Below are 21,775 nucleotides of genomic sequence, written 5' to 3' on the forward strand. Positions count from 1 at the left end.
TGTAAAAAGGTAAACCGTGTATCAAAGTACACAGCGAACGCATTTCAAGCGCCTTAATTGCCTGTAAAACAGCTAAAATGTACCTCAACGGTTTAAAACACAGATCGTAAAGCCATTATCGGCAAGATTTGGGTGTATAGCCATAAGCGATTAATTTTGAGCTTTAACACTGACATCGTGCAATTAAATCCACTCACCGCTATATCGCCCGTTGACGGCCGGTATTTTGAAACTGTTAAGCCTCTGGCCCCTTATTTCTCTGAATTCGGATTAATGCGGTACCGTGTACAGGTAGAGATCGAATATTTCATCGCGATGTCTGCCACCATCGCGGAGCTTGAAGACTTTCCGGTACACATGCTGAACGACCTGCGAAAGATCTACAAGAATTTTACTGAATTCCATGCGGGCGAGATCAAGCTGATCGAAAAAACAACCAACCACGATGTAAAGGCTGTTGAATACTTTATCAAGAAAGAATTTGAACGCCTGAAACTGGATCACTTCAAAGAGTTTATTCACTTCGGGTTAACGTCTCAAGACATTAACAACACGGCTATACCTTTGTTGTTGAAAGAGTTCATTGAACGTGAATACCTGATCTCTGCCGAGATGTTGCTGAGCAAACTCAACGTGCTGGCCATTGAGTGGAAAGATATTCCGATGCTGGCATTTACACACGGCCAACCTGCATCGCCAACACGTTTGGGTAAAGAGATTATGGTGTTTGCTGCGCGCCTGGAGAAACAACTCAACCAACTGCGCACCGTGCCGCATGCCGGTAAATTTGGCGGTGCCACCGGTAATTTCAACGCGCATGCTATAGCCTACCCGGGCACGGACTGGAATAAATTCGGTGATGAGTTCTGCCATCATTTAGGACTTGTAAGAAGTTACCCGACAACACAGATCGAGCACTATGATAATATAGCAGCGTTGTTCGACAACCTGAAACGTATCAATACCATTCTCATCGACTTCAGCCGTGATGTATGGCAGTATATTTCGATGGAGTATTTCAAACAAAAGATCAAGGAAGGCGAGATTGGTTCATCGGCTATGCCGCATAAAGTAAACCCGATCGACTTTGAAAATGCAGAAGGTAATTTAGGATTCGCGAATGCGATCTTTGAACACCTTTCCGGGAAATTACCAATATCCCGCCTGCAGCGCGACCTCACAGATTCTACGGTGTTACGAAATATAGGTGTGCCGCTTGCGCATACCTATATAGCCATGCAATCTTTACTGAAGGGTATCAGCAAACTGGAACTGAATCAGGCTGCGATCAACCGCGATCTTGATGACAACTGGGCTGTGGTGGCGGAAGCCATTCAAACTATACTCCGCAAAGAAGGATATCCGAATCCGTATGAAGCGTTGAAAGCCCTTACCCGCAAAAATGAAAAGATGACACAGCAAAGCATCGCTGATTTCATCGATACACTAAATGTGAAGCCTGCATTGAAAGAACGTCTGAAGGCGATCACACCTTTCACGTACACAGGTATATAGTAGCCTGCGAAAAAAAAACAAAAGAGGAGGTATATGCTTTATATACCTCCTCTTTGTTTTAATGTATAATTATACTTGCGAGACGCTACTCAGGCTTGTACAAAAGCTGCTTGGTAGAAAAATCGTATAGTGTTAATCTGCGCAGATCATAATAAGCTGTCCAGAAAGATTTCAGCGCCTGGATATAGCTTCGCTTTGCGTCATCTTTCTCGGTCAAGGCTATATTCAGGTTGGTGATATCGATCTTGCCGATCAGGTAACGGTTCTGTGCTACATTATAACGCTCCGTAGCAACTTCGTCTGCTTTCTTCGTGATCTCAATCTGAAGTCTCAGCATTTCGAATTGACGCACCTGTGTCATTACCTCCTGCTCGAAGTTTATCTCATCCTGTGCAATGATATAGTCGTTCAGTTTTTTATTGGCGATGGCGGTGCGCATCCGCGATTTGTTTCGCCCCCAGTCAAGTACCGGCACACTCAGCGTCAGGTTAAATTGCTGCAGTTCCGAAGGATCGGTATATACATCATTCAACATCAAACCATTGTTATTCAAACCAAATGCAGCGGTGAGCTCTGTTTGAAAACGCTGACCACGCGCCTCCGCTACTTCGCGATCGGCTTCAATGCGCCTTCGTTCGAATGCTATATAGGCCGCGCGATTCTTGCGCGCATGTTCAAGTGCTTCATCTACGGTAACATCAAAGGATGGAATGAATTCCGGTAAGCTAAGTGCAAATGTTTCACCCTCGGTAAGACTTATATAGGTACGCAGTTGTAATCGTGCTGTTTCCTGGTCGAGTGTTGCCTGTGCTACATCCTGGCGCGAGCGCAGCAACTGCAATTCTACCTGAAGCAATTTATCCTGCGAAGTTGTACCGATGTTATAGCGGCCTTGTTCAATCTTATAGATCGTATCGTTGTTGGCCAGGTTGAATGTAGCGATCTGCAAATTGATCTGCGCCTGCAATACATTAAAGAAACGACTGACAGCTTCGCGCGATATAAATTCCATTTGCTCTACATATTCGCGTTTGGATTCTTCATAACGCAAGGGTTCAGTCTTGCGATCCCAGCGAAGTGTATTGAATGAGAAGAGCGGTTGATTGAGTTGTATATTCATCACCGTTCCACTCCACTGCTCCGCTAAGGATGTAGGGTCATTGAAATCTTTAAAGTATCCAAGACTGCTGTTGGCAGAGATCACACCGCCCGTCCACTGAAGTGGTTGTTGCAGACCGAGGTTTACATAGTTATTGGTTTGCTCTACCGGTATATATCGAAAGGTACCATCCTGCTGCGGTATCTGGTTTACCCGTTTATAGTAGCTGGGTAAACTCCCTTCGAGGCGCAGTTGCGGATTATAGTTTGATTTATAGAACCGGTATTGCCAGTAGCGGTTTTCTTTTCGTGTCTCTGCCTGTTTGGAAGCAGGCGATTGTCCTTTTGAACGCAAAATGATATCATCCAGCGTGAATACATTCTGGGCGTATGAAAAAGAAGTGATGAGAAAAAAGAATACAAAAACAGGTAGAGAAGAATATACTTTATTCATATCGTAAGGATGTGATGGGGTCCTGGTTAGCAGCTTTACGGGCCGGGGCAATTCCGAAAATCAACCCGACTGTAGCGGCCACACCGAATGATAACACGATGGATGTAAAACTGATGATGGTAGGTATACCGGCAAACTTGGAGACCAGGTATGCCAGGGTTACACCGAGTATAACACCAATGATACCACCGGTAACGCTGATCATGATAGCCTCGAACAGGAACTGTTGTATAACATCGCTCTTCTTGGCACCTATGGATAATCGCAGACCGATCTCTTTGATGCGCTCCAATACAGAAGCGAGCATAATGTTCATGATGCCTATACCACCTACCAATAAAGATATACCGGCAATGGCTCCGAGCACGTAGTTGAATATATCATTAGTGCGTTGCTGTTGCTTGAGTAACATTTCCGGAATCTCAATTTCATAATCCACTACTTCGTAGTGTCTGCGTTTGAGTAATCGGGAGAGTATCTCTGCCGTTGGTGTGAGCTGACTCGTTTCATTTACCTGTATAACCAGTCGGTCGAGCTGGTGGTAATTTTTCCGCTCCGCCTCACTTTGTTCACCATTGTTCTGGTTGTTGGAGAACACCATGCCGCGGCTGCGCATAGACTCTAACCGAAGTTGTTCACCGGTAATTTTATCGCGGTTCTTATAGCGAATCAGTATAGATTGTATAGGTGTATACACATCCATATTAAAATCGCGTATACCCAGTTTACTGATGCTCGATTCAGACACCGCGCGTTCTTTCAACACGCCAACAATGGTTAACCAGTGCTGTCCTACCTTGATGGTTTTACCGATTGGATTTTCAGTCGGGAAGAACTTTGCTTTTATAGAACTACCAATAACACAAACCGGTGAGCCTAATCGTTCCTGCTCTTGCGTAAAGGGTTTGCCATCGAGCATTTCAAAATTATAGATCGTGAAATATACCGGCTCCACACCTACCAGTTTGGCGGAACGTCTCAGACCGCTGCGAATCACATACGTATCCAGAATTATTTCCGGAGATATACTTGCTATACCGGGAATGGTCTGCTTGATGTTGCTGACATCGCGCATGGTAAGGCCGGGCGAAAATTTCTTTTTATCCTTCTGCCCTGTCTGCTCTTCGATCTTTTCTTCTTTCTGTTCAACAATTGGTTTGATCACGATGTTGTTTACACCTACCAGTTTTATCTGGTCAAGAATTTCACGTTGAGCTCCGTTCCCTATGGCGAGCATGGCAATAACAGCCGCCACACCAAAGATTATACCCAGCGCTGTAAGCAAGGAGCGCACTTTGTTGGAAATAACCGCCCCTATAGCAATGGAGAGGTTTGCCAATATTCGTGGTGGAATCATACAATGAACAGATTAATGGTTCGAAGCTGTCGGTATAGCCTTGGCCGGTGCCTCAGGTTTTTCTTCCTGTTCTTTCTTCTTGCGCTTGCCGTTCATCTCCTTGAGTAGTGTGATGGCATCATCGTCTGTTCCCGGAGGTATTGAAAGATATACCCGGTCACTTTCAGCAAGACCGCCCAGTATAACCACATCGTTGGCGTTGGTCTGTCCTACCATCACTTCCTGCTTCACTATATTTATACCGTCCTTTTTATATACATACGTTACGGTATCAGCCTGGCTGTGCAGACACTCCAAGGGTATAAACATCGCTTTATCAATTACACTCGCGATGATGCGATTGCTGGTAGTCATGGAAGGACGCAGCGTAGGATCCGTACCGTTGATCTCAACGGCTACTTCAAATACTTTTGCATCGGAGTTCGGACGTTGCTCACCTACGTTGGCCACACGAATTACTTTACCGGTTAACTTCTTATCAGGATATGCATCAAGACCAATGCTAACATCCTGCCCTGCTTTTACTTTGCGTACATCTACTTCATTGACATACGTTTTGGACATCATCTTGGTAAGATCCGGTAGTGTAGCTACCGTTGGTTCCCACATGTTTATTTGTGAGCCTGCTTTGATCGGTTTACCATCCCAGCCTTTTTCATAGATCACCATACCATCTTCCGGAGCCGTTACATTGAACGATTCCATTACTTTGGTCATGGACGTAAATTCATTTTGTACTTTGCGCAGTTCGGCTGATACTTCGCGCATCTTCTCGATGTTCTGTTTCTTTTTGATCTTGTTATTCTCCTCTGCCTGTTCCAACGCGCGAACTGCTTTCTCGAGGTTTATTTCATTTTGTTTGATGGTCGCCGGTGGTTCAAACTTGGACTGATCAAGGATGATCTGCTTCTCGTCACGCCCATAGCGAAGGTTGATAAGTTCATCGCGCGACTGGCGCATGGTGAGTGTTGTATCGAGTTGTGTCTGTACAAATTTTGAATTTGCCTTTTCAAGCTCGATCTGTTTTTCATTAAAGCGATTCTGGAACTCGGAGCGATCGAGTGTTGCAACCCAATCACCTTTCTTTACAACGGTGCCTTCATCAATGATATTCTGGATGGTAACATTCCAGATACGAAAGTCACGCAGTTGAGACGGACCGAGAATCTTAACTGAGTTCTTGGCTTCCAGTTCGCCTGTTGTTTCGATCTCGACTTTGAAAGGACCTCGCTTTACGTCAGCGATCACGTCTGCAACTTCGTTGGCCTTGTTGCCGCGGACGATAAAAAATACAATGAGTAACAGTGCAGATGCACCTGCACCGATTAGAAGTTTTTTCTTCATTTCAGAAGGTTATTAGAGGTTAAAGGGTTCGCTTGTAAAAAAAATCATTAACGGATTACTCCTCTAACACCCCTTCAACACTATATCCGGTCACACCCAACTACACAATCCGCTTTTCTAAACTGTACTCAACTCTTGCCAGATGGTTACAATAATTAGTCCATTGGTTTAAAAAACTACATCAACGGCAAGAAACAAACGTGCCGGCAAGTAATAACATTGTACTGCCGGCACACTATATTTTAAATTACGGTATGGTAAACTTGCTTACTGGTTCTCGCCTTTCTTCACGATAAGCTTCGCCAGTGCTGCATTTTTATCCAGCTTACCGGCATTCACATCTTTCAGAACAGAACCTTTTACAGAGATCTCGAGTGACGATGGTATACCACAGCTTGCACAGCGTGTAAGGCGCACCTGGAAGATCAGCACTTCGTCATCTTTCAGACTCTTTACGGTTTTACCATACTCCAATACATTCTCTTTCAGCTCGCGTTCAAAGGCCGGGTAAAGCTCGCCTACTTTCTTGTTGCGTGTTGCCTGATCTACATCCTGCAGGTTCAGCGTTGGCATATCGAAGCGTTTGTAGTCGCGCTCGCTGCTGCTATATACCTGCATGTAGTAGATCACTCCGTAATCTTTCAACCGTTCGTAGTATATATTCTCTTCGGTGAAATATGTTTTGGACAGATCCACACGGTAAAGGCGCGAGAATATACTTGACAGTAGTTCCAGATCAGGTTCAACCGCATTGGTTGATTCTGTATTCACCACTTTAATCTTCGCGTCAGCCTGTACACGCGTCAGCTTGCCGGCTTTATACTGTGCTATATCTGACTTCAATGCTTCAATGGAAAGGTGCGTACGGTTCGGTGCGTTGAAGTACTGACCTACCCATGCGCGCGGCTGGTTGCCCTGGTTCGTTACTACGATTCTTTCCTGAGGACCAAGCTGTGAGATCATGTCACTGTAATCGAGTATAAATTCTTTTGCAGCTTCAATCACTTTCAGGTTGTATGCATCGCGGATGCTGTCCATGTCAACACCACGGGTTCTGCCCTTTGTCTTCTCTTTCAGCTTATAGGTGTTTCTGCCGTTCACCACTGCGCGGTCGTCACTGCCATCTTCGCTACCGCGTATATCAATAGTAGCGGGCTCTTCAAACTCATCGCTATATACCACCACACCATTGCCAGAGCCGAGCGTGAAGGCTATCGGAGTAGTATAATCCGCAGGCAGTGAAAAAGTCACACCGTATCCCTGCTGGTAATTTCCTTTTATCTCTAACTGAAAGAATGTACGCTGATTGCTGAATTGTTGTTTGATCAATGTACCCAGCACATTTTCAGCTACGCTTATATCCCGTCTCATGCGCTCGTCATCAATCTTCTGCGCGGTTGCAACGTGAGCCCCGATCACCAGCACCAACACACTGCTCATCCATACTTGAATAATCGATTTCATATTCCTTGAATTATCTAATTGTCTGTTCATTTTTTCTTTATCGGTATATATACCGGATCATCAATACTTCGTTTCTTTTACTTCAGCACCATTCACCGTGGTAATGATACTGGTTAGTATCTGTTCGGTTTCCTGCTTGAAAATGTCGGTGTTCTGCTCCAGCGCTTTCAGCTGTGTTTGCACCAGTTGCAGGTCATCGTTGCGTTGTTGCTGCAGGTATTTTGCAAAATCTACGAGTAGTCCCTCAATATATTTTTTCTGCTCGGTTGAAGAAAGCTGAAAGTAATTCTTTACTACTTCTGCATTGTCGTTCTGCAGCGTTGATACAAACTGACGGATCTGTTCCTGTGAAGCATTGGAAGCTTCTTTCACCAGCTTGTCGATCTTACCGGAATTGGATGCGAGGTTACTGCGAATAGAAGCATCGAGCTTTTGCTGTGTTTCTTTCCAGCTTGCCTGCATCGCTATATTGTTCTGGTTAAGCGACTCGTTGATCATGTTCTGCACTTCGTTGGCGGATAGCCAGGCCGTTGCCGGTTGCACCATTTCGTTTTTAGGGGCATCACCAAAACTCAACCTGAACTCGTTGCCCGACATACTTATTTGCGTACCGGTAAGTTTACCCACCAGGATGATGATAAGAAGAGAAGCCGCAATGCTGGCCACCATGCGCACGGCCGGTGTATTCCAGATAAAGCGCTGGCGATTATCGCCCACTACGATAGGCGGAGCAATTACTTCTTTGTCTTCTACGGTGCCCATCATTTTGCGCAATTGCTGGTATTGCTCCAGTTCTTTGCGTGCATGCGGATCCGATAAAAGATACTGCTCCATCTTTTCTTTTTCAGCACCCTCCAGTTCGCCATAGAGGTAAGCCATCCAATCGTGTTGATCAGGTTTATAGCTCATAGCCAATTGTATCTTTAGTAATATTTTTTCGTTCCAGAATTTTCTTCAATCCATCAAGACCGTAATACATCCTCGACTTCACTGTGTTCTCTGATATATTCAGCACTTCCGCGATCTCACGAAACTTCAATCCTTCGTATTCCTTCATGATCACCACTTCGCGTTGTTCATCACTCAGCTCAAAGAGCGCCTGCTGCAGAATGTCGGAGAGTTCGGCTTGCTGGTATTGGCTTTCCGGGTTCGCATACCGCTGTGATGACGACTCCCACTTGGGCGAATCTTCAGCTTCACGGTTCCATACCACATCGAATGATAACGACCGGCTCCCTTTCTTTCTGCGGGCTTCTTCGCGGCAATAGTTTACAGCAATTTTATAGAGCCATGACTTGAACCGGGCAATGTCCTGCAGGCCAGCCAGGTTCCGGCACATCGAGATAAAGGTTTTCTGCGATACTTCCATGGCCAGGTCATGATCCATAAAAAACTTGTAGCTGAAGTTGTAGATACGTTTGTACCACAACTGCACCAGTTTACCTTGAGCATTCTGGTCGCCTTGTTTCGCCCGGGCAATTACGGTTTCAGAATGCATCATCGCGATGTCGAGTAAGGTCTCGGCCATGAGGTCTAATTTCGAAGGATTTAGGCATTACTGCCGTTTTCTGATATAAAGATGATAAGGGGGCTTGAAAAGTTTTATGATTGTGAAAGAATTTTGAGGAAAGGTCTCATTGACAATAACCGTCACACAATCAACAACCTATTTCAATCGGTGCGCTAGTCCTATAGAAAACCCGTTGCTGTCGTGAGAGGGATTCCGCGCTGCACTTTTGGTGTTTCCATTGGAGATGTGAAGATGTCGGACGCTGACGATAATCGAAGTACTCCTTGAAATGTTGATGTCAGAACCTATGCCATACTTTGTTATTCCATTTAACTGAAGTCCGAGTCGATTGTCCCGATCGGTGGGCTCAGGAAATTCAGTCAACGTATAAACAAGACTTCCACCGGATTCAAAATACAATCTCCATTTTACTCTGTTCACCGGGTAAAACCTGGCGAATGGCCTGATGGCAAAACCGTGGCAGCATTGAAGTCGTCCCTTGGAAATAGCGCGATAAACTCCACTCCTATAGACATAAACTTTCTTAGCTGGTAATTTATATTCTTTCGCCTGCCGGCAAGCAAGTACCTGATGATTACCCGCCAATTAACTATTAACCGATAACGATTAACGTTTATCTTTGCGCCCGCATGAAAAAAATCATTTCCTGGCTTATCCGTTTTGTACCACGCAAGTATCTGCAACGTGTTGGTGGTTTTGGTGTTCGCGTTATCGGACTTTTCTACCGCGGCAGCGCTGTTACCTGCCCGGTGTGTGAAACGAGTTACCGCACCTTGCTGCCGTACGGACGGATTAATCCAAGACCGAATGCATTGTGTCCAAATTGCCTTTCGCTGGAACGTCACCGACTCATCTGGCTTTATCTGAAAGAGAAAACGAATTTCTTCGGATCAAAACTTCATGTATTGCACATCGCGCCCGAGGCTTGTTTCATCAAGCGCTTTGAGAAAGTTCATGGTGATAACTATATCACCGCTGACATTGAATCTCCATTGGCCAAAGTAAAGATGGATATACATGAGATTCCGTTTGCTGAAAATACATTTGATGCCGTGCTCTGCAACCACGTACTGGAACATGTACGCGATGATATACAGGCGATGCGCGAGATAAATCGTGTGTTAAAACCCGGGGGCTTTGCTATACTGCAGATTCCGTTTTTCAATCCGGTGCCCGACACTACCTTTGAAGACAATACAATTACTGATCCGCGCGAACGCGAGCGGATCTTCGGCCAGGATGATCACGTTCGTAAATACGGTCATGATTACCCTAAACGCATTGAGCAAGCCGGCCTGCAAGCTATTGAAGACGACTTCGTAAATACGTTACCCGAAGCAACGCGCCAGAAATTCGGATTGGTTAAGGGAGAGATTTTATATAAAGGCGTGAAGGTGAAGTGACTTTCGGAAGCATTTTTCGTTACTCATACATTCTACTAAACCTTATACGTGATGAAGAAGCTATATTTCACTTCGCTTTATCTTTTGTTGGTCATTCATGTTTTCGCCCAGAACCAGAAGCCTCCGCTTGTAGAGGTTCGAGGTAACGCAAGCATGCAGGTACCTCCGGACCTGGCCGTGATCAGCATCTCATTCAATTCCGTTGAATTGGCTTTTAATAAGGCTGTAAAAAGTGTAAACGAAAAAAACGCATCGTTACTGAAGCAACTCGAAAAGCTTGGTTTTAAAAACACTGAAATCAAAAGCAACAGCTTTAATGCCGGAAAGAATTCATTTTACAGAAACGATGTAATAGTCGATAGCGGATATATAGCATCACAGTCTGTCATTCTTGAATTTAAATATGACCAACAACGCGTTACCAAACTGGTAGATGCTTTTATGGAGACAACGCTCGATCTTAATTTTCAATTCAGTTTCATTTTATCGGAAGAAAAACTGGCGGAGGTCCGCGGTAAACTTATTGAACTCAGTATTCAAAACGCACAAGAACGTGCCGCCATCATTGCACGCCAATCCAAATTAGCATTGGGTAACATTCAATCTATACAGTACGGATACGGATATAATGAAGATTACTCACTACGTGAACGACTACGCTACCGTGATTATGCACCTATACCCTTGTCTGCTTCCAACAGTGACACCGGGTTCAGTGATCTTACCGTGCAGGATATAGAGGTATCAGATGAAGTGATAATCTCGTGGCTCATCAACAATAAACCATAATCACACGCGGCTCTTCCTAAACCTCGAAAGTATTGTATTGATCTTTTGCCTGTTGAAGAATATTACCCAGCAGCAACAGATCAATACGATAAGCGCGAGACAAAAAAGATAGCCGCCATCGCCTTTTACTTCTATACCCAATAATGTTGCATGCATACCAAGTGCACCCGCCATCAACCCGGCACCCAGCAATGCGCCCAACCATGCCGTGGCATTTATGATCAGTAATACAGAAGCAACAAGTTCAAGTATACCTACTGCGATGCGGCCCACTGGCTCCATACCTACTGTTGAGAAAATATATACAGATTCTTCTGCACCCGTGAATTTAAAATACAGTGTTTGCGCCATAATAGCGGCCGCTATAATTCTGGCAGCCCAGCAGGCCCATGTAAATGTCTTCATACAGCAAAATGTTAATAGGGTTCTTAGTTGCTGTAAAAGTATGGTGACGGGTGCCTGTAAAATGTCAGGCACCAGACTTCCGGGTGAATTTTTAACTGGAGGAGGTATAAATCAAAAAAGGAAACCGCGATAACGATTTCCTTTAGCAAATATCTTTTTAGTCAGAAGAGCAACCCTCTAACTATGGAAGCGCTATAAATATAGTTTAAATACGCTGAGAAGAATCTTTAGCCTGTTTCGGAGCCTCTTTCTTGGTATAGGTAGGGCATGTATATTGGCTGCAAGCTGACACAAAAGCTGCCAATAGAACGAATACTACAATCTTTTTCATTTCAATGGGATTGATTACAAGCAAAAATATAATTCTTTAAGAACAAAACAAATATCAGGGTAAATCTTAACCGATCATCAGATTGCACCCGCGCACGTCACTATTATCCATTCTTCCCAGAACTTCAAAGGTCCCATCCGGGTAAACCTTGCCTAAATCCTCGGTTTCTATAAATGATACCGTTTGAATGTTAGCCAGATCGATGACATTAATCCCGGCTGTTTCGCGAAGTAACCCCTTGCTGAGGGGGTCGGTGATGTCTCTCCCGATAATTTTCATCCACGGAGGGCATTTAAACCGAAATTCGCCTGCCGTATAGGCTTGCGATAGCAGTTCCGTCATACCATATTCCGAGTAAATATGCGATGCCTTTAGCCTCTCATGGAGTATACCATGAAGTTCAGCGCGGGTAATTTCCTTTCGTCTGCCTTTCATGCCTCCGGTCTCGAATATCAGGCAGTGACTCAGGTCGATCTCGAATTTTTCGGCCAGGTCCAGCAAGGCAAAGGATACCCCCCAGAGTATAACTTTCCGCGATGTATCGCTTCGGAGTTTAGCGAGGTCTTCCAGAAGTTTATCGATCTGAAAAAGATAATATGATGAATATGAAGAGTTACTATGCCTGATAAAATAATCCATCATGGCAATGAGAGACGATCCCTGCCGTTCGAGGTAAGATGGCAGCAAAGCCAGGAAGTGATAGTCTGTAAGCGGTCCGAAAAAATACTCGAAGCATCGTTGTGAATGCCGCTGGTAAAATTCGAGATCGGCTACGGCATGTTTACTGGTAGTTGCTCCCGTGGTGCCGCTGCTGGTAAAGGTTACTTCGGGTTGCCAGTTACCGCTTTGCAACGCATGGGTTTTAAAGAATGAGATTGGCAGAAAAGGGATATCCTCAACCCGTGCTATAGCGGCCGGATCTACCGACAGGTTTTGAATAAAAGCGCGATATACCGGATTGTTAACGGCCTGAAAACGAAACACCTCTAAAGCAATATGAGCAAAGGTTTGATCGTTAACGGAGTATAATGTAGATTCAAAACTTTTAAAAGTATCCAAGCGTTTACGTAACTTAACAGGGTTCAAAAATACAGAATGAAAATTACAAAGGGTCTATTGGTGTTTGGTGTTTTAGCAGTGGCGGCAAGTTCATGTTTCGATCCGCCCGAGTATCCGAATACCCCCAGTATCAATTTAGCAGGACTGGAGTTTTATCAGGAAGCTGATGCTATCGACTCGCTTGTTCTTTCTATCAACTTCAAGGATGGCGATGGTGACCTCGGTCTTTCAAGTTCACTGGAAGACATCTCCTACCCGTTTCACCCGAAGAACTACTACCTGGAAAACAACGGCAACCTCATTGCTGTTCCAACCATTACCAAGTATACCAACATCCCTCCCATTCTTTTAATAAATGCCGGTCAGACCGGAAAGCTTGCAACCAACCGTACACTGGACAAGCCGGAGTATGCGAGCAAGATGCCGGAGTATATTTATCCCTATACCTGCAACACCTATATATTTGATACGCTATATGTAGAACGTGGTGATCAATCCACCTTTGATGCTACCTATAACATCACCGATACACTGCGAAGCTCTAATCCGGAGAACCCGGATCTGTACGAGATCAAAGAGATATTCTATACACAGAAGAATCCGAACTATGATAATATCACGGTTGATTTCATTTTGAGCAACGGTACGGAGCTGGATTGGGAAACCATTACCGGAACAGAATGCGGTCCGTCTTTCGATGGAAGATTTCCACGACTCTCGGATGAGAATGGCCCGCTGGAAGGTACACTTCGTTATAGTATGAAATCGGAAGGTCTTGCTATTGTGTTGGGATCACAGTCGTTCAAGCTGCGCGTTACGATTAAAGATCGCGGTTTGAATTCCAGCAATACAATAGAGACTGACTTTGTTACTCTTGAAGGAATCAAGAAATAAAAAATCAGTCTCTCCTCTCCCGGCAGTATTCTTAATATTTAATATAAAGACGGAAATGTATCCGGATCTACTTCGTGCATGAGGGTATATACCGTCTCAAACACATCTTCCGGATTAGGTTTCGTAAAGTAATCGCCATCGGATGCGTATGCCGGACGATGCTCTTTTGCTGTAATGGTTACAGGCTTGGAGTCGAGATACTGATACGCATTCTGTACTTCAAGCACCTGCTGCATCATATAGCTGGTGGCACCACCGGGTACATCTTCATCAGCAAAAATAACCCGATTCGTCTTCTTAATTGATTCGACTATACGGTGATGTATATCAAATGGCAGCAACGTCTGCACATCGATCACCTCGCATGATATTCCGAATTGCTCCAGGTCTTCTGCAGCTTCCATTACAACGCGGCACATCGAGCCATAGGTAACAATGGTTACGTCAGAACCTTCCTTCAAAACTTCCGGTACACCGAGCGGAACATTAAACGTTCCTATATTATCCGGTATTCTTTCTTTCAGACGATATCCGTTGAGACACTCCACGATGATGGCAGCGTCATCAGACTTTAACATAGTATTATAGAAACCGGCAGCCTGTGTCATGTTGCGCGGAGTAAGTATATATATACCGCGTAAGCTTTGCAGCATCATACCGATCTGTGAACCGGCGTGCCATACACCTTCCAGGCGGTGACCGCGCGTACGAATGATCAACGGAGCTTTCTGTCCGCCCTTCGTTCTATACTGCAAACACGCCAGATCATCTGACAGTGTAGGTAATGCATAAATGAGATAATCGAGATACTGCATCTCGGCTATAGGTCGCAAGCCGCGCAAGGCTGCTCCTATACCTTGCCCGATGATGGTACATTCGCGAATACCGGTATCGGTTACACGCAGCTCGCCATGTTTTGCTTGTAAACCGGCAAAGCCCTGGTTCACATCTCCGATCTTCCCTACATCTTCACCGAAGGCTATCACCAGCGGATCGCGTGTAAGCGCGTCATCGAAACAAGCCTGTAATACTTCTCTTCCATCTACAATTGAAGAGTTATCGCTATACTGAGGCGGTATAATTTCCACCTTGAGGGCAGCTTCATCCGATGTACTATATAAATGTGAACTATAGCGATTATAGTTATCGCTCTCGGCAGCGCGCACCCACTCGATCAATTCCGTTTTTGCTTCGTGATCTTCATCGCGGAAATAGCGAAGCGCCTTGCGTGCAGCCTTCATGGTATCGAGGCGTGTGGCGTTAATCGTAGTGTTTAATTCATTACGAAGTGCCTCTATATCTTCACCGCGACTGCTCAGCTTTTCTGCTTTTTCCAATATAGCGTCAACGATGTTCTGGTCTTTGCGTACGTCTTCTGTAAATGCTTTCCAGGCACGATCTTTCGCCTGTTTAGCAGACAGTTTCGCTTCTTTCTCAATGGCATCTACTTCTTCCGGCAATACCATTACATCATTAATAATCCACTCGCGCATCTTGCGAATGCAATCATGTTCTGCTTCCCACGCAAGTCGTTCTTTCGATTTATAGCGCTCGTGCGATCCCGATGTAGAGTGCCCCTGAGGTTGTGTCAGCTCTTCAACGTGTAGCAGTACCGGTACATGTTCTTCGCGGCATATCTTCTCTGCTTTCTGATAGGCTTCCAACAGGCCGGGGTAGTCCCATCCTTTGGCGAGTATAATTTCAAAACCTTTTTCAGTAGCTGTGCGCTGTAAACCTGCCAGTGCTTTTGATATACTTGCTTTGGTAGTATGAAACTCAGCCGGTACAGATATACCATAGCCATCGTCCCACACCGAAGTAAGCATCGGCACTTGCAATACACCGGCAGCATTGATCGCTTCGAAGAACATACCTTCTGATGTAGATGCATTGCCAATGGTACCGAACGCAATTTCATTACCATTCACTGAAAAATTAGTATAATCTTTCAGTGCCGGGTTGTTACGATATAGCTTCGATGCATAGGCAAGACCGAGCAGTCGGGGCATCTGCCCTGCTGTTGGCGATATATCTGCGCTGCTGTTCTTGAGCTCGCTCAGATTTTTAAATTTACCATGCTCATCGAGTGTGCGTGTACCGAAGTGACCGGTCATTAAACGGCCGGCTGTAGAAGGATCTGCTTCGAGATCAGTATGCGCATAGAGCTGAGCAAAAAATTGCTGCACGGTAAGTTCACCAATCGCGAACATAAATGTCTGGTCACGATAGTAACCTGAACGAAAATCTCCGTTGCGAAAAACTTTCGCCATAGCAATCTGCGCCACTTCCTTACCATCACCGAAGATACCGAACTTGGCTTTACCCATGAACACTTCTTTGCGGCCGATGATACTGGCTTCCCTGCTTTCTACTGCGAGACGATAGTCTGAAAGTATATCTTTCACTTTCGTCTGCGAGAATTTTGTCTTTGCTTCTTTTAATGCGCTCAAAATAATCCGGGATTAGGTGAAACCTGTTGAGTCCAAAAATAGGGAATAGTTTTACCTTTCAAAAGCACCAACGATTGCAGTACTTCATTTTACAAACACGGCTTACAAATTTTATTTCGGAAAAACTCATTCATCGGAATTTTACATGAATGATCGCTCGCTTTACAACAAATTATTTCGAATAAAAATCATCTTTCATTCTCTCCTTTTTCATACTTGATGCAACTGTATATTTGCAGCTCTCATTAACAATCTTATAAATAATTATGATCATTGGCGTACCGAAGGAAATCAAGAACAATGAAAACCGCGTAGCCCTCACCCCTGCAGGAACGCAGGAGCTGGTAAAGCGCGGACACTCTGTGCAGGTTCAGAAATCAGCAGGAAACGGAAGCGGCTTTCTTGATGAAGATTATCAAAAGGCTGGCGCAACATTGATAGACAATGCTGCCGAGATATTCCACAACGCTGAGATGATCATGAAAGTAAAAGAACCGATCGAGCAGGAATATAAACTCATTAAGAAGGATCAACTTGTTTTTACATACTTCCACTTTGCATCCTACGAACCGCTTACAAAAGCCATGATCGAAAGTGGTGCAACATGTCTTGCGTACGAAACGGTTGAACGCAATGACGGAAGTTTACCGCTGCTCATCCCGATGTCTGAAGTAGCCGGACGAATGTCGATACAGGAAGGTGCCAAGTATTTGGAGAAGCCCCTGAAAGGAAGAGGTATATTGTTAGGCGGTGTTCCGGGTGTTAAGCCTGCCAAAGTATTAGTACTGGGTGGTGGTGTGGTTGGAACCAATGCAGCCAAGATCGCTGCTGGTATGGGTGCAGATGTAACCATTCTGGATCTTAACCTGACGCGCCTTCGTTACCTTGATGACGTGATGCCGAAGAATGTTCATACTATGGTATCAAACGAATATACCATTCGTGAGCTCATCAAAGATTCTGATCTCATTATCGGTGGTGTATTGGTGCCAGGTGCAAAAGCTCCGAAGCTGATCACACGCGATATGCTAAAGTCTATGCGTCCTGGTACTGTACTGGTAGATGTAGCGGTTGACCAGGGAGGATGTATTGAAACATGCCGCCCTACTACACACGAAGATCCTACATTCATCATTGATGATGTAGTACATTACTGCGTTGCCAACATGCCGGGTGCAGTGCCTTATACGTCAACGCTGGCGTTGACTAATGCTACCCTTCCGTATGCCATACGGTTAGCTGGTCAGGGCTGGAAGAAAGCTTGTCAGGACAACCTGGAACTACGTCTTGGGTTAAATGTTATTCAGGGTGAAGTAGTATATAAAGCGGTAGCCGATGCCTTTAGCCTGCCGTATACAGATGTTAAGAAGTTTTTATAGTCAGGCATAGCCTGTTGAATATAAAGCCGCAGGTCTACGAAATACCTGCGGCTTTTGTTTTAAAACGCGTTAACTTGTTGATAACTTAAAGTACTTTCTGAAGTAACCCTCACTTGGACTATCGCGTTTCTTATTCTATTTTTAGCGCCAAATAAACTCCGAACTACTCGGCATGGAAATATTCGCCCACCCGGAAACATGGCTCGCCTTGTTGACGCTTACGTTTTTTGAAGTCGTATTAGGTATTGATAACATCATCTTTATTTCCATTGTTGCCAATCGCCTTCCGGTGGAAATCCGGGCCCGTACCCGTAACTTAGGTTTGATCCTCGCACTCATAGTGCGTATCATTCTCTTGCTTGGTATCACCTGGGTTATATCGTTCAAAGAACCTTTGTTCCATCTTTCTGATATTATCGGAACCAAGCTGGTACACCTGTTCAGCGATCACGATCATCCGTTCAGCGGCCGTGACCTGATCTTGATGTTTGGTGGTCTGTTCCTCATCGCCAAGAGTACACGCGAGATCAACCATGAAATGGAAGGTGAAGACGAACTTGATCAGGAAACAAAAGGTAAAGTCAACGTTACAGGTATAATTGTGCAGATCATTCTGCTCGATATCATCTTTTCATTCGACTCGATTCTTACTGCGGTGGGTCTTACCAACCACGTAATCATTATGATTACTGCCGTAATTATATCCATCGGCATTATGATGATATTCTCCGGAGCCATCAGTGATTTTATTAACCGTCACCCTTCCATGGAAGTGCTTGCATTAGGATTTTTAATCCTGATCGGTTTCATGTTGTTCCTGGAAGGACTTGAGTACGAAATACCAAAAGGCTATATATACTTTGCTGTGGCGTTCTCGTTGCTGATCGAGATGGTGAATATACGGGTGCGTAACAATCGCAAAAAAGCAAAAGAGGAATTCCATGAATAATGACGAACAACTGCGTTATCCCATTGGCAGATTTACAGCCAATGACTCCTATACACTAGAAGATGTAAAGGCCAACATTAAACGCATAGAAGCTGTGCCGGCAAGCATTGAAGCACTGTCTTCCAAGCTTACTGCAAAACAACTGAACACTCCGTATCGTGAAGGCGGCTGGACTGCCAGACAAGTATTGCATCATGTATCGGATAGTCACATGAATGCCTATATCCGCATTAAGTGGACATTGACGGAAGAGACTCCTACCATAAAAGCATACGATGAGAAGTTGTGGGCAGATACTTTCGAAACGAAAGCAGATCCTGCTATTTCTATAGCTTTATTAAAAGCACTTCATGCTAAGTGGACTGTATTGCTAAACGGCATTACGCAAGAACAACTGGGAAGACAGTTCTATCATCCTGATTCCAAAAAACACGTACGGATCGATCAGGCTATTGCCAGCTATGCGTGGCATGGAGAACATCACCTGGGGCACCTGAAAATTGTAGCCGGCAAATAACAATACCTTGTCGAGTTATCAACCACCATTTTTCCTTTTTAACGCTCACCTCGAAACTATATATCCGGCCTTGCTAAGGCGGGTGCCGTTGCAGGCGTATACTCGCGAACGCATTGCTACACCCGATCAGGATTTTCTTGATCTCGACTGGGTAAAACAAGATGCCGGCCGACTGGTGATCATTTCGCACGGTCTGGAAGGTAATTCTCAACGAAGCTATATCAAAGGTATGGCACGAATGTGCCTTGCCAATAACTTTGATGTACTTACCTGGAATTACCGCGGCTGCAGCGAAGAGATGAACCGCGAGCTTCGCTTCTACCATAGTGGTGCTACAGATGATGTAGGTGTAGTGGTTAACCATGCCATCGCCTGCGGCTATACCAACATTACGCTCATCGGTTTCAGTCTCGGTGGCAATCTCACACTGAAATATATAGGTGAGCAACAACCTCCGAAAGAAGTAAAGAAGGCTGTAGCGTTTTCCGTACCGCTCGATCTGCACTCAAGCTGCATTCAGATATCTCGTCCTTCCAACCGAATATACTCCGAACGCTTTCTGAAAAGTTTGAAAAAGAAAATTATTACCAAGGCTGCCCTTCGCAAGGAGCTTGATATAAAAGGTATAGATGCCATTGCCTCGCTTATTGAGTTTGACGATCAATTCACGGCCCCTATCCACGGCTTTAAGAATGCTGTTGATTACTATACTCAAAGCAGTTCGCTGCAGTTTCTTACGCGCATTACGATTCCCACCCTTATCATCAATGCACAGAACGATCCGTTTCTGAGTAAAGACTGTTACCCGGCAGCAACACTTCACGATCATCCTTTTGCCAGGTTCGAAAGTCCTGCATACGGAGGCCACGTGGGCTTCGCCCAATTCAATAAAAATGGATTATATTGGAGTGAAGAGCGTGCGATGGAATTTATAAACGCTTAACTTGCTGACGGTACTTACTCCGGCAAGTCATTAACTGTATGCATCACCTTTCAAAGCCCCTATATTTATGATCGAACGATACAGCCTCACCGCTACACCCGAAAAGATCAGCGAAAGGTTTTCGATAGATATACCGGAGTTGTTCAAGCCTCGCTACAACGCATGCCCTACACAACTAATGCCGGTAATCACCTCCGCATCACCTCAGGGTATTTCTACGTTTTACTGGGGTACATCACCGGAGTGGGCAAAGAACAAATCGTTGAGTGAAAAGATCATCAACACACCGGTTGAATATATAGCCGAGAAGCCTGCTATAAAACGAGCCATGATGAAAACACGCTGCATTATTCCGGCCGATGGATTCTACGCGTGGAAGAAAGCAGGGAAGAAAACATTTATACCCTATCGATTCATTTGTACTGACCAGGAGATTTTTTCATTCGCAGGTTTGTGGGAAGAGTATGAAGACACCGATGGCAACGAGTTTCACACCTTTACCATCGTTACTACGCGCGCCAACACCATGGTTGCGTCTATATATGACCGCATGCCGGTAATACTGAATAAAAAAGAAGAAAGTGTATGGTTAAATAAAGAAAGCACGGAGGAGGATCTGGCGTTTGTGTTGAACGCGTACGCAGGTGAGCGAATGAATCTATACTCCGTATCGCCACGCATCAGCGATGTGAAAGCAGATGTACCTTCCCTGATTATACCTGCACCTGCTGCTGATCAATTCGGAAATCTGACGCTCTTTGACTGATCCTAGAATCCATCATCATCGTCTTTCTTTTCTTCTTCAGCAGGTTCTTCCTGTGCAGCCTCATCCTTCTTCTTTTTGGATTTCTTTTCCTTTTTCTTCTTGGCAGGTTTTTCTTCCGTAGCGGAATCGTTGTTAGCCGGCTCTTCGGTTGATTTCTTTTTCTTTCTGCGGAACAGACCTTTCTTCTCAGGCTGTGCTTCTTCCGTTACAACAGGTTTCTGCTGTTCATCCTCATCAACATAATCGAAGTCATCAGCTTTGGGCTCCGGTACAACTTGCTGCGCAGTGGAATCAGCAGGCTGTTCTTTCTTTTTCTTCTTGAACAGGTTCTTGAAGAATCCGAAGAAACCTTTCTTCTTCGCTTTGGCAGCTTGCTTTTTCTGCTCGGCTTGTCCTTGCTTGGCAAGACGCACATCCGGCAGCACGAGGTAATCGCGCAGGTACCACATATAGTTGTCCTGCTCCACGTTAAAGGTAATTTCAGTTACAATATACCGCGGTGTTTTCGGCACATATTTACCCGTAGTAGGGTCGTAGATAAGACTATCCGGGAAGTCATATTTCAGTACGCGAACTTCCTTGTCTTTACTGATCATGTATACACTATCTTCTTCAACGGCCGATGTATCGCGCTCTACATCTTCGATGTAAATACTATCGATAACCGAACGGGCCGCCAGATCAAGTTCTGCGCCCGGCACTACGCCATCTTCACCATCCATACCAGCTTCCGGGTTGAGTGAATCCGGCAGCGTAACATACACCGGTTTCATCTCTACCGTCTGCATGCTCCGTATCTTTTTACGATACGAGGTTGGCTCGGCAATGAGATACTTATTTTTACTGGCCGTGAATACTTTAGGAGTTGAGTCTTCCTGGAAATAGCTAAACTTCTTACGAAGTTCATTCTTATCGTAAATAAAGGCGCTCTGGTACGCAGGGCATATCATGCGCTGGGTACAGGCACTTAAAAGCAGGCAAGCACAAACAAATACAAAAAATGCCCTCAGCATGAACAGGGTAATTCAAACAAAAATAAGGATTTTAGTGTGAACTGGTTCTTAGTGCGCATGAATTATCACGTTTTTGAAAGTTATTCCTTCAGTTATAACGCCAGAAGGTTGTTT

At 44.8% G+C, this 21,775-nt stretch carries 20 protein-coding genes; 9 read left to right on the forward strand and 11 right to left on the reverse strand.

Annotation, left to right across the window (positions count from 1 at the left end; genetic code table 11):
• Window positions 1-177: 177 nt before the first annotated feature.
• A complete protein-coding gene (purB, locus tag ACFQ21_RS03410) occupies window positions 178-1,515 on the forward strand; it encodes an adenylosuccinate lyase (RefSeq protein ID WP_377574866.1) in 1,338 nt (445 codons plus the stop codon).
• Window positions 1,516-1,600: 85 nt separating this feature from the next.
• Here purB and ACFQ21_RS03415 read toward each other — a convergent pair whose 3' ends face one another.
• The 7 genes from ACFQ21_RS03415 to ACFQ21_RS03445 all read right to left on the reverse strand — a co-directional run bounded on the left by ACFQ21_RS03415 (window position 1,601) and on the right by ACFQ21_RS03445 (window position 9,348).
• Window positions 1,601-3,067 (reverse strand): TolC family protein, encoded by a 1,467-nt coding sequence (locus tag ACFQ21_RS03415; protein WP_377574869.1) that lies wholly within the window; start codon window positions 3,065-3,067, stop codon window positions 1,601-1,603.
• Complete coding sequence (locus tag ACFQ21_RS03420; RefSeq protein ID WP_377574872.1) at window positions 3,060-4,424, reverse strand: ABC transporter permease; 1,365 nt, start codon at window positions 4,422-4,424, stop codon at window positions 3,060-3,062. Before ACFQ21_RS03420 ends, ACFQ21_RS03415 begins: the two co-directional genes overlap by 8 nt.
• 12 nt (window positions 4,425-4,436) lie before the next feature.
• Window positions 4,437-5,768, reverse strand: coding sequence for an efflux RND transporter periplasmic adaptor subunit (locus ACFQ21_RS03425; protein WP_377574875.1), 1,332 nt, complete (start codon window positions 5,766-5,768; stop codon window positions 4,437-4,439).
• 267 nt (window positions 5,769-6,035) lie between these two features.
• Window positions 6,036-7,232, reverse strand: a complete 1,197-nt coding sequence (locus ACFQ21_RS03430; RefSeq protein WP_377574877.1) for a hypothetical protein — start codon at window positions 7,230-7,232, stop codon at window positions 6,036-6,038.
• Window positions 7,233-7,292: 60 nt separating this feature from the next.
• The gene (locus tag ACFQ21_RS03435; RefSeq protein WP_377574880.1) at window positions 7,293-8,141 is read right to left on the reverse strand and encodes an anti-sigma factor family protein; all 849 of its coding nucleotides are present in this window, start codon (window positions 8,139-8,141) and stop codon (window positions 7,293-7,295) included.
• Window positions 8,131-8,760: an RNA polymerase sigma factor gene (locus ACFQ21_RS03440; RefSeq protein WP_377574883.1), complete on the reverse strand. Its 630-nt coding sequence runs from the start codon at window positions 8,758-8,760 to the stop codon at window positions 8,131-8,133. The genes ACFQ21_RS03435 and ACFQ21_RS03440 overlap by 11 nt, the downstream gene beginning before the upstream one ends.
• A 138-nt stretch (window positions 8,761-8,898) precedes the next feature.
• Entirely contained in the window at window positions 8,899-9,348 is a 450-nt protein-coding gene (locus ACFQ21_RS03445) for an acyloxyacyl hydrolase (protein ID WP_377574885.1), read from the reverse strand.
• A gap of 44 nt (window positions 9,349-9,392) precedes the next feature.
• Between ACFQ21_RS03445 and ACFQ21_RS03450 the strand changes: the two genes are divergently transcribed.
• Window positions 9,393-10,166 (forward strand): class I SAM-dependent methyltransferase, encoded by a 774-nt coding sequence (locus tag ACFQ21_RS03450; protein ID WP_377574887.1) that lies wholly within the window; start codon window positions 9,393-9,395, stop codon window positions 10,164-10,166.
• Window positions 10,167-10,217: 51 nt separating this feature from the next.
• Window positions 10,218-10,955 carry an SIMPL domain-containing protein gene (locus ACFQ21_RS03455; protein ID WP_377574889.1) on the forward strand — a complete coding sequence of 246 codons (738 nt, stop codon included), beginning with the start codon at window positions 10,218-10,220 and terminating at the stop codon, window positions 10,953-10,955.
• Here the strand turns inward: ACFQ21_RS03455 and ACFQ21_RS03460 are convergent, their stop codons facing one another.
• Both ACFQ21_RS03460 and ACFQ21_RS03465 read right to left on the reverse strand, forming a co-directional pair.
• On the reverse strand, window positions 10,956-11,360 hold the full coding sequence (locus ACFQ21_RS03460; RefSeq protein ID WP_377574891.1) for a DoxX family membrane protein: 405 nt from the start codon (window positions 11,358-11,360) through the stop codon (window positions 10,956-10,958).
• A gap of 397 nt (window positions 11,361-11,757) precedes the next feature.
• Complete coding sequence (locus ACFQ21_RS03465; RefSeq protein ID WP_377574893.1) at window positions 11,758-12,750, reverse strand: LuxE/PaaK family acyltransferase; 993 nt, start codon at window positions 12,748-12,750, stop codon at window positions 11,758-11,760.
• Window positions 12,751-12,786: 36 nt separating this feature from the next.
• Between ACFQ21_RS03465 and ACFQ21_RS03470 the strand changes: the two genes are divergently transcribed.
• Window positions 12,787-13,644 carry a hypothetical protein gene (locus ACFQ21_RS03470; RefSeq protein WP_377574894.1) on the forward strand — a complete coding sequence of 286 codons (858 nt, stop codon included), beginning with the start codon at window positions 12,787-12,789 and terminating at the stop codon, window positions 13,642-13,644.
• A gap of 38 nt (window positions 13,645-13,682) precedes the next feature.
• Here ACFQ21_RS03470 and ACFQ21_RS03475 read toward each other — a convergent pair whose 3' ends face one another.
• Window positions 13,683-16,097 (reverse strand): alpha-ketoacid dehydrogenase subunit alpha/beta, encoded by a 2,415-nt coding sequence (locus ACFQ21_RS03475; RefSeq protein WP_377578247.1) that lies wholly within the window; start codon window positions 16,095-16,097, stop codon window positions 13,683-13,685.
• Between the two features lie 263 nt (window positions 16,098-16,360).
• Between ACFQ21_RS03475 and ald the strand changes: the two genes are divergently transcribed.
• The 5 genes from ald to ACFQ21_RS03500 all read left to right on the forward strand — a co-directional run bounded on the left by ald (window position 16,361) and on the right by ACFQ21_RS03500 (window position 20,648).
• Entirely contained in the window at window positions 16,361-17,473 is a 1,113-nt protein-coding gene (gene ald, locus ACFQ21_RS03480; protein ID WP_377574896.1) for an alanine dehydrogenase, read from the forward strand.
• Window positions 17,474-17,645: 172 nt separating this feature from the next.
• Window positions 17,646-18,422, forward strand: a complete 777-nt coding sequence (locus ACFQ21_RS03485; protein WP_377574898.1) for a TerC family protein — start codon at window positions 17,646-17,648, stop codon at window positions 18,420-18,422.
• Window positions 18,415-18,939, forward strand: a complete 525-nt coding sequence (locus tag ACFQ21_RS03490; protein WP_377574900.1) for a YfiT family bacillithiol transferase — start codon at window positions 18,415-18,417, stop codon at window positions 18,937-18,939. The genes ACFQ21_RS03485 and ACFQ21_RS03490 overlap by 8 nt, the downstream gene beginning before the upstream one ends.
• 7 nt (window positions 18,940-18,946) lie before the next feature.
• Window positions 18,947-19,882: a YheT family hydrolase gene (locus ACFQ21_RS03495; protein WP_377574902.1), complete on the forward strand. Its 936-nt coding sequence runs from the start codon at window positions 18,947-18,949 to the stop codon at window positions 19,880-19,882.
• A 67-nt stretch (window positions 19,883-19,949) separates the two neighbouring features.
• Window positions 19,950-20,648: an SOS response-associated peptidase gene (locus ACFQ21_RS03500; RefSeq protein ID WP_377574905.1), complete on the forward strand. Its 699-nt coding sequence runs from the start codon at window positions 19,950-19,952 to the stop codon at window positions 20,646-20,648.
• A gap of 2 nt (window positions 20,649-20,650) precedes the next feature.
• On the opposite strand, the gene ACFQ21_RS03505 is transcribed toward ACFQ21_RS03500, so the two are convergent.
• Window positions 20,651-21,598 (reverse strand): hypothetical protein, encoded by a 948-nt coding sequence (locus ACFQ21_RS03505; RefSeq protein ID WP_377574908.1) that lies wholly within the window; start codon window positions 21,596-21,598, stop codon window positions 20,651-20,653.
• Window positions 21,599-21,775 lie beyond the last annotated feature (177 nt).

The sequence above is a fragment of the Ohtaekwangia kribbensis genome (assembly GCF_042676245.1).
Lineage (GTDB): Bacteria > Bacteroidota > Bacteroidia > Cytophagales > Cyclobacteriaceae > Ohtaekwangia > Ohtaekwangia kribbensis.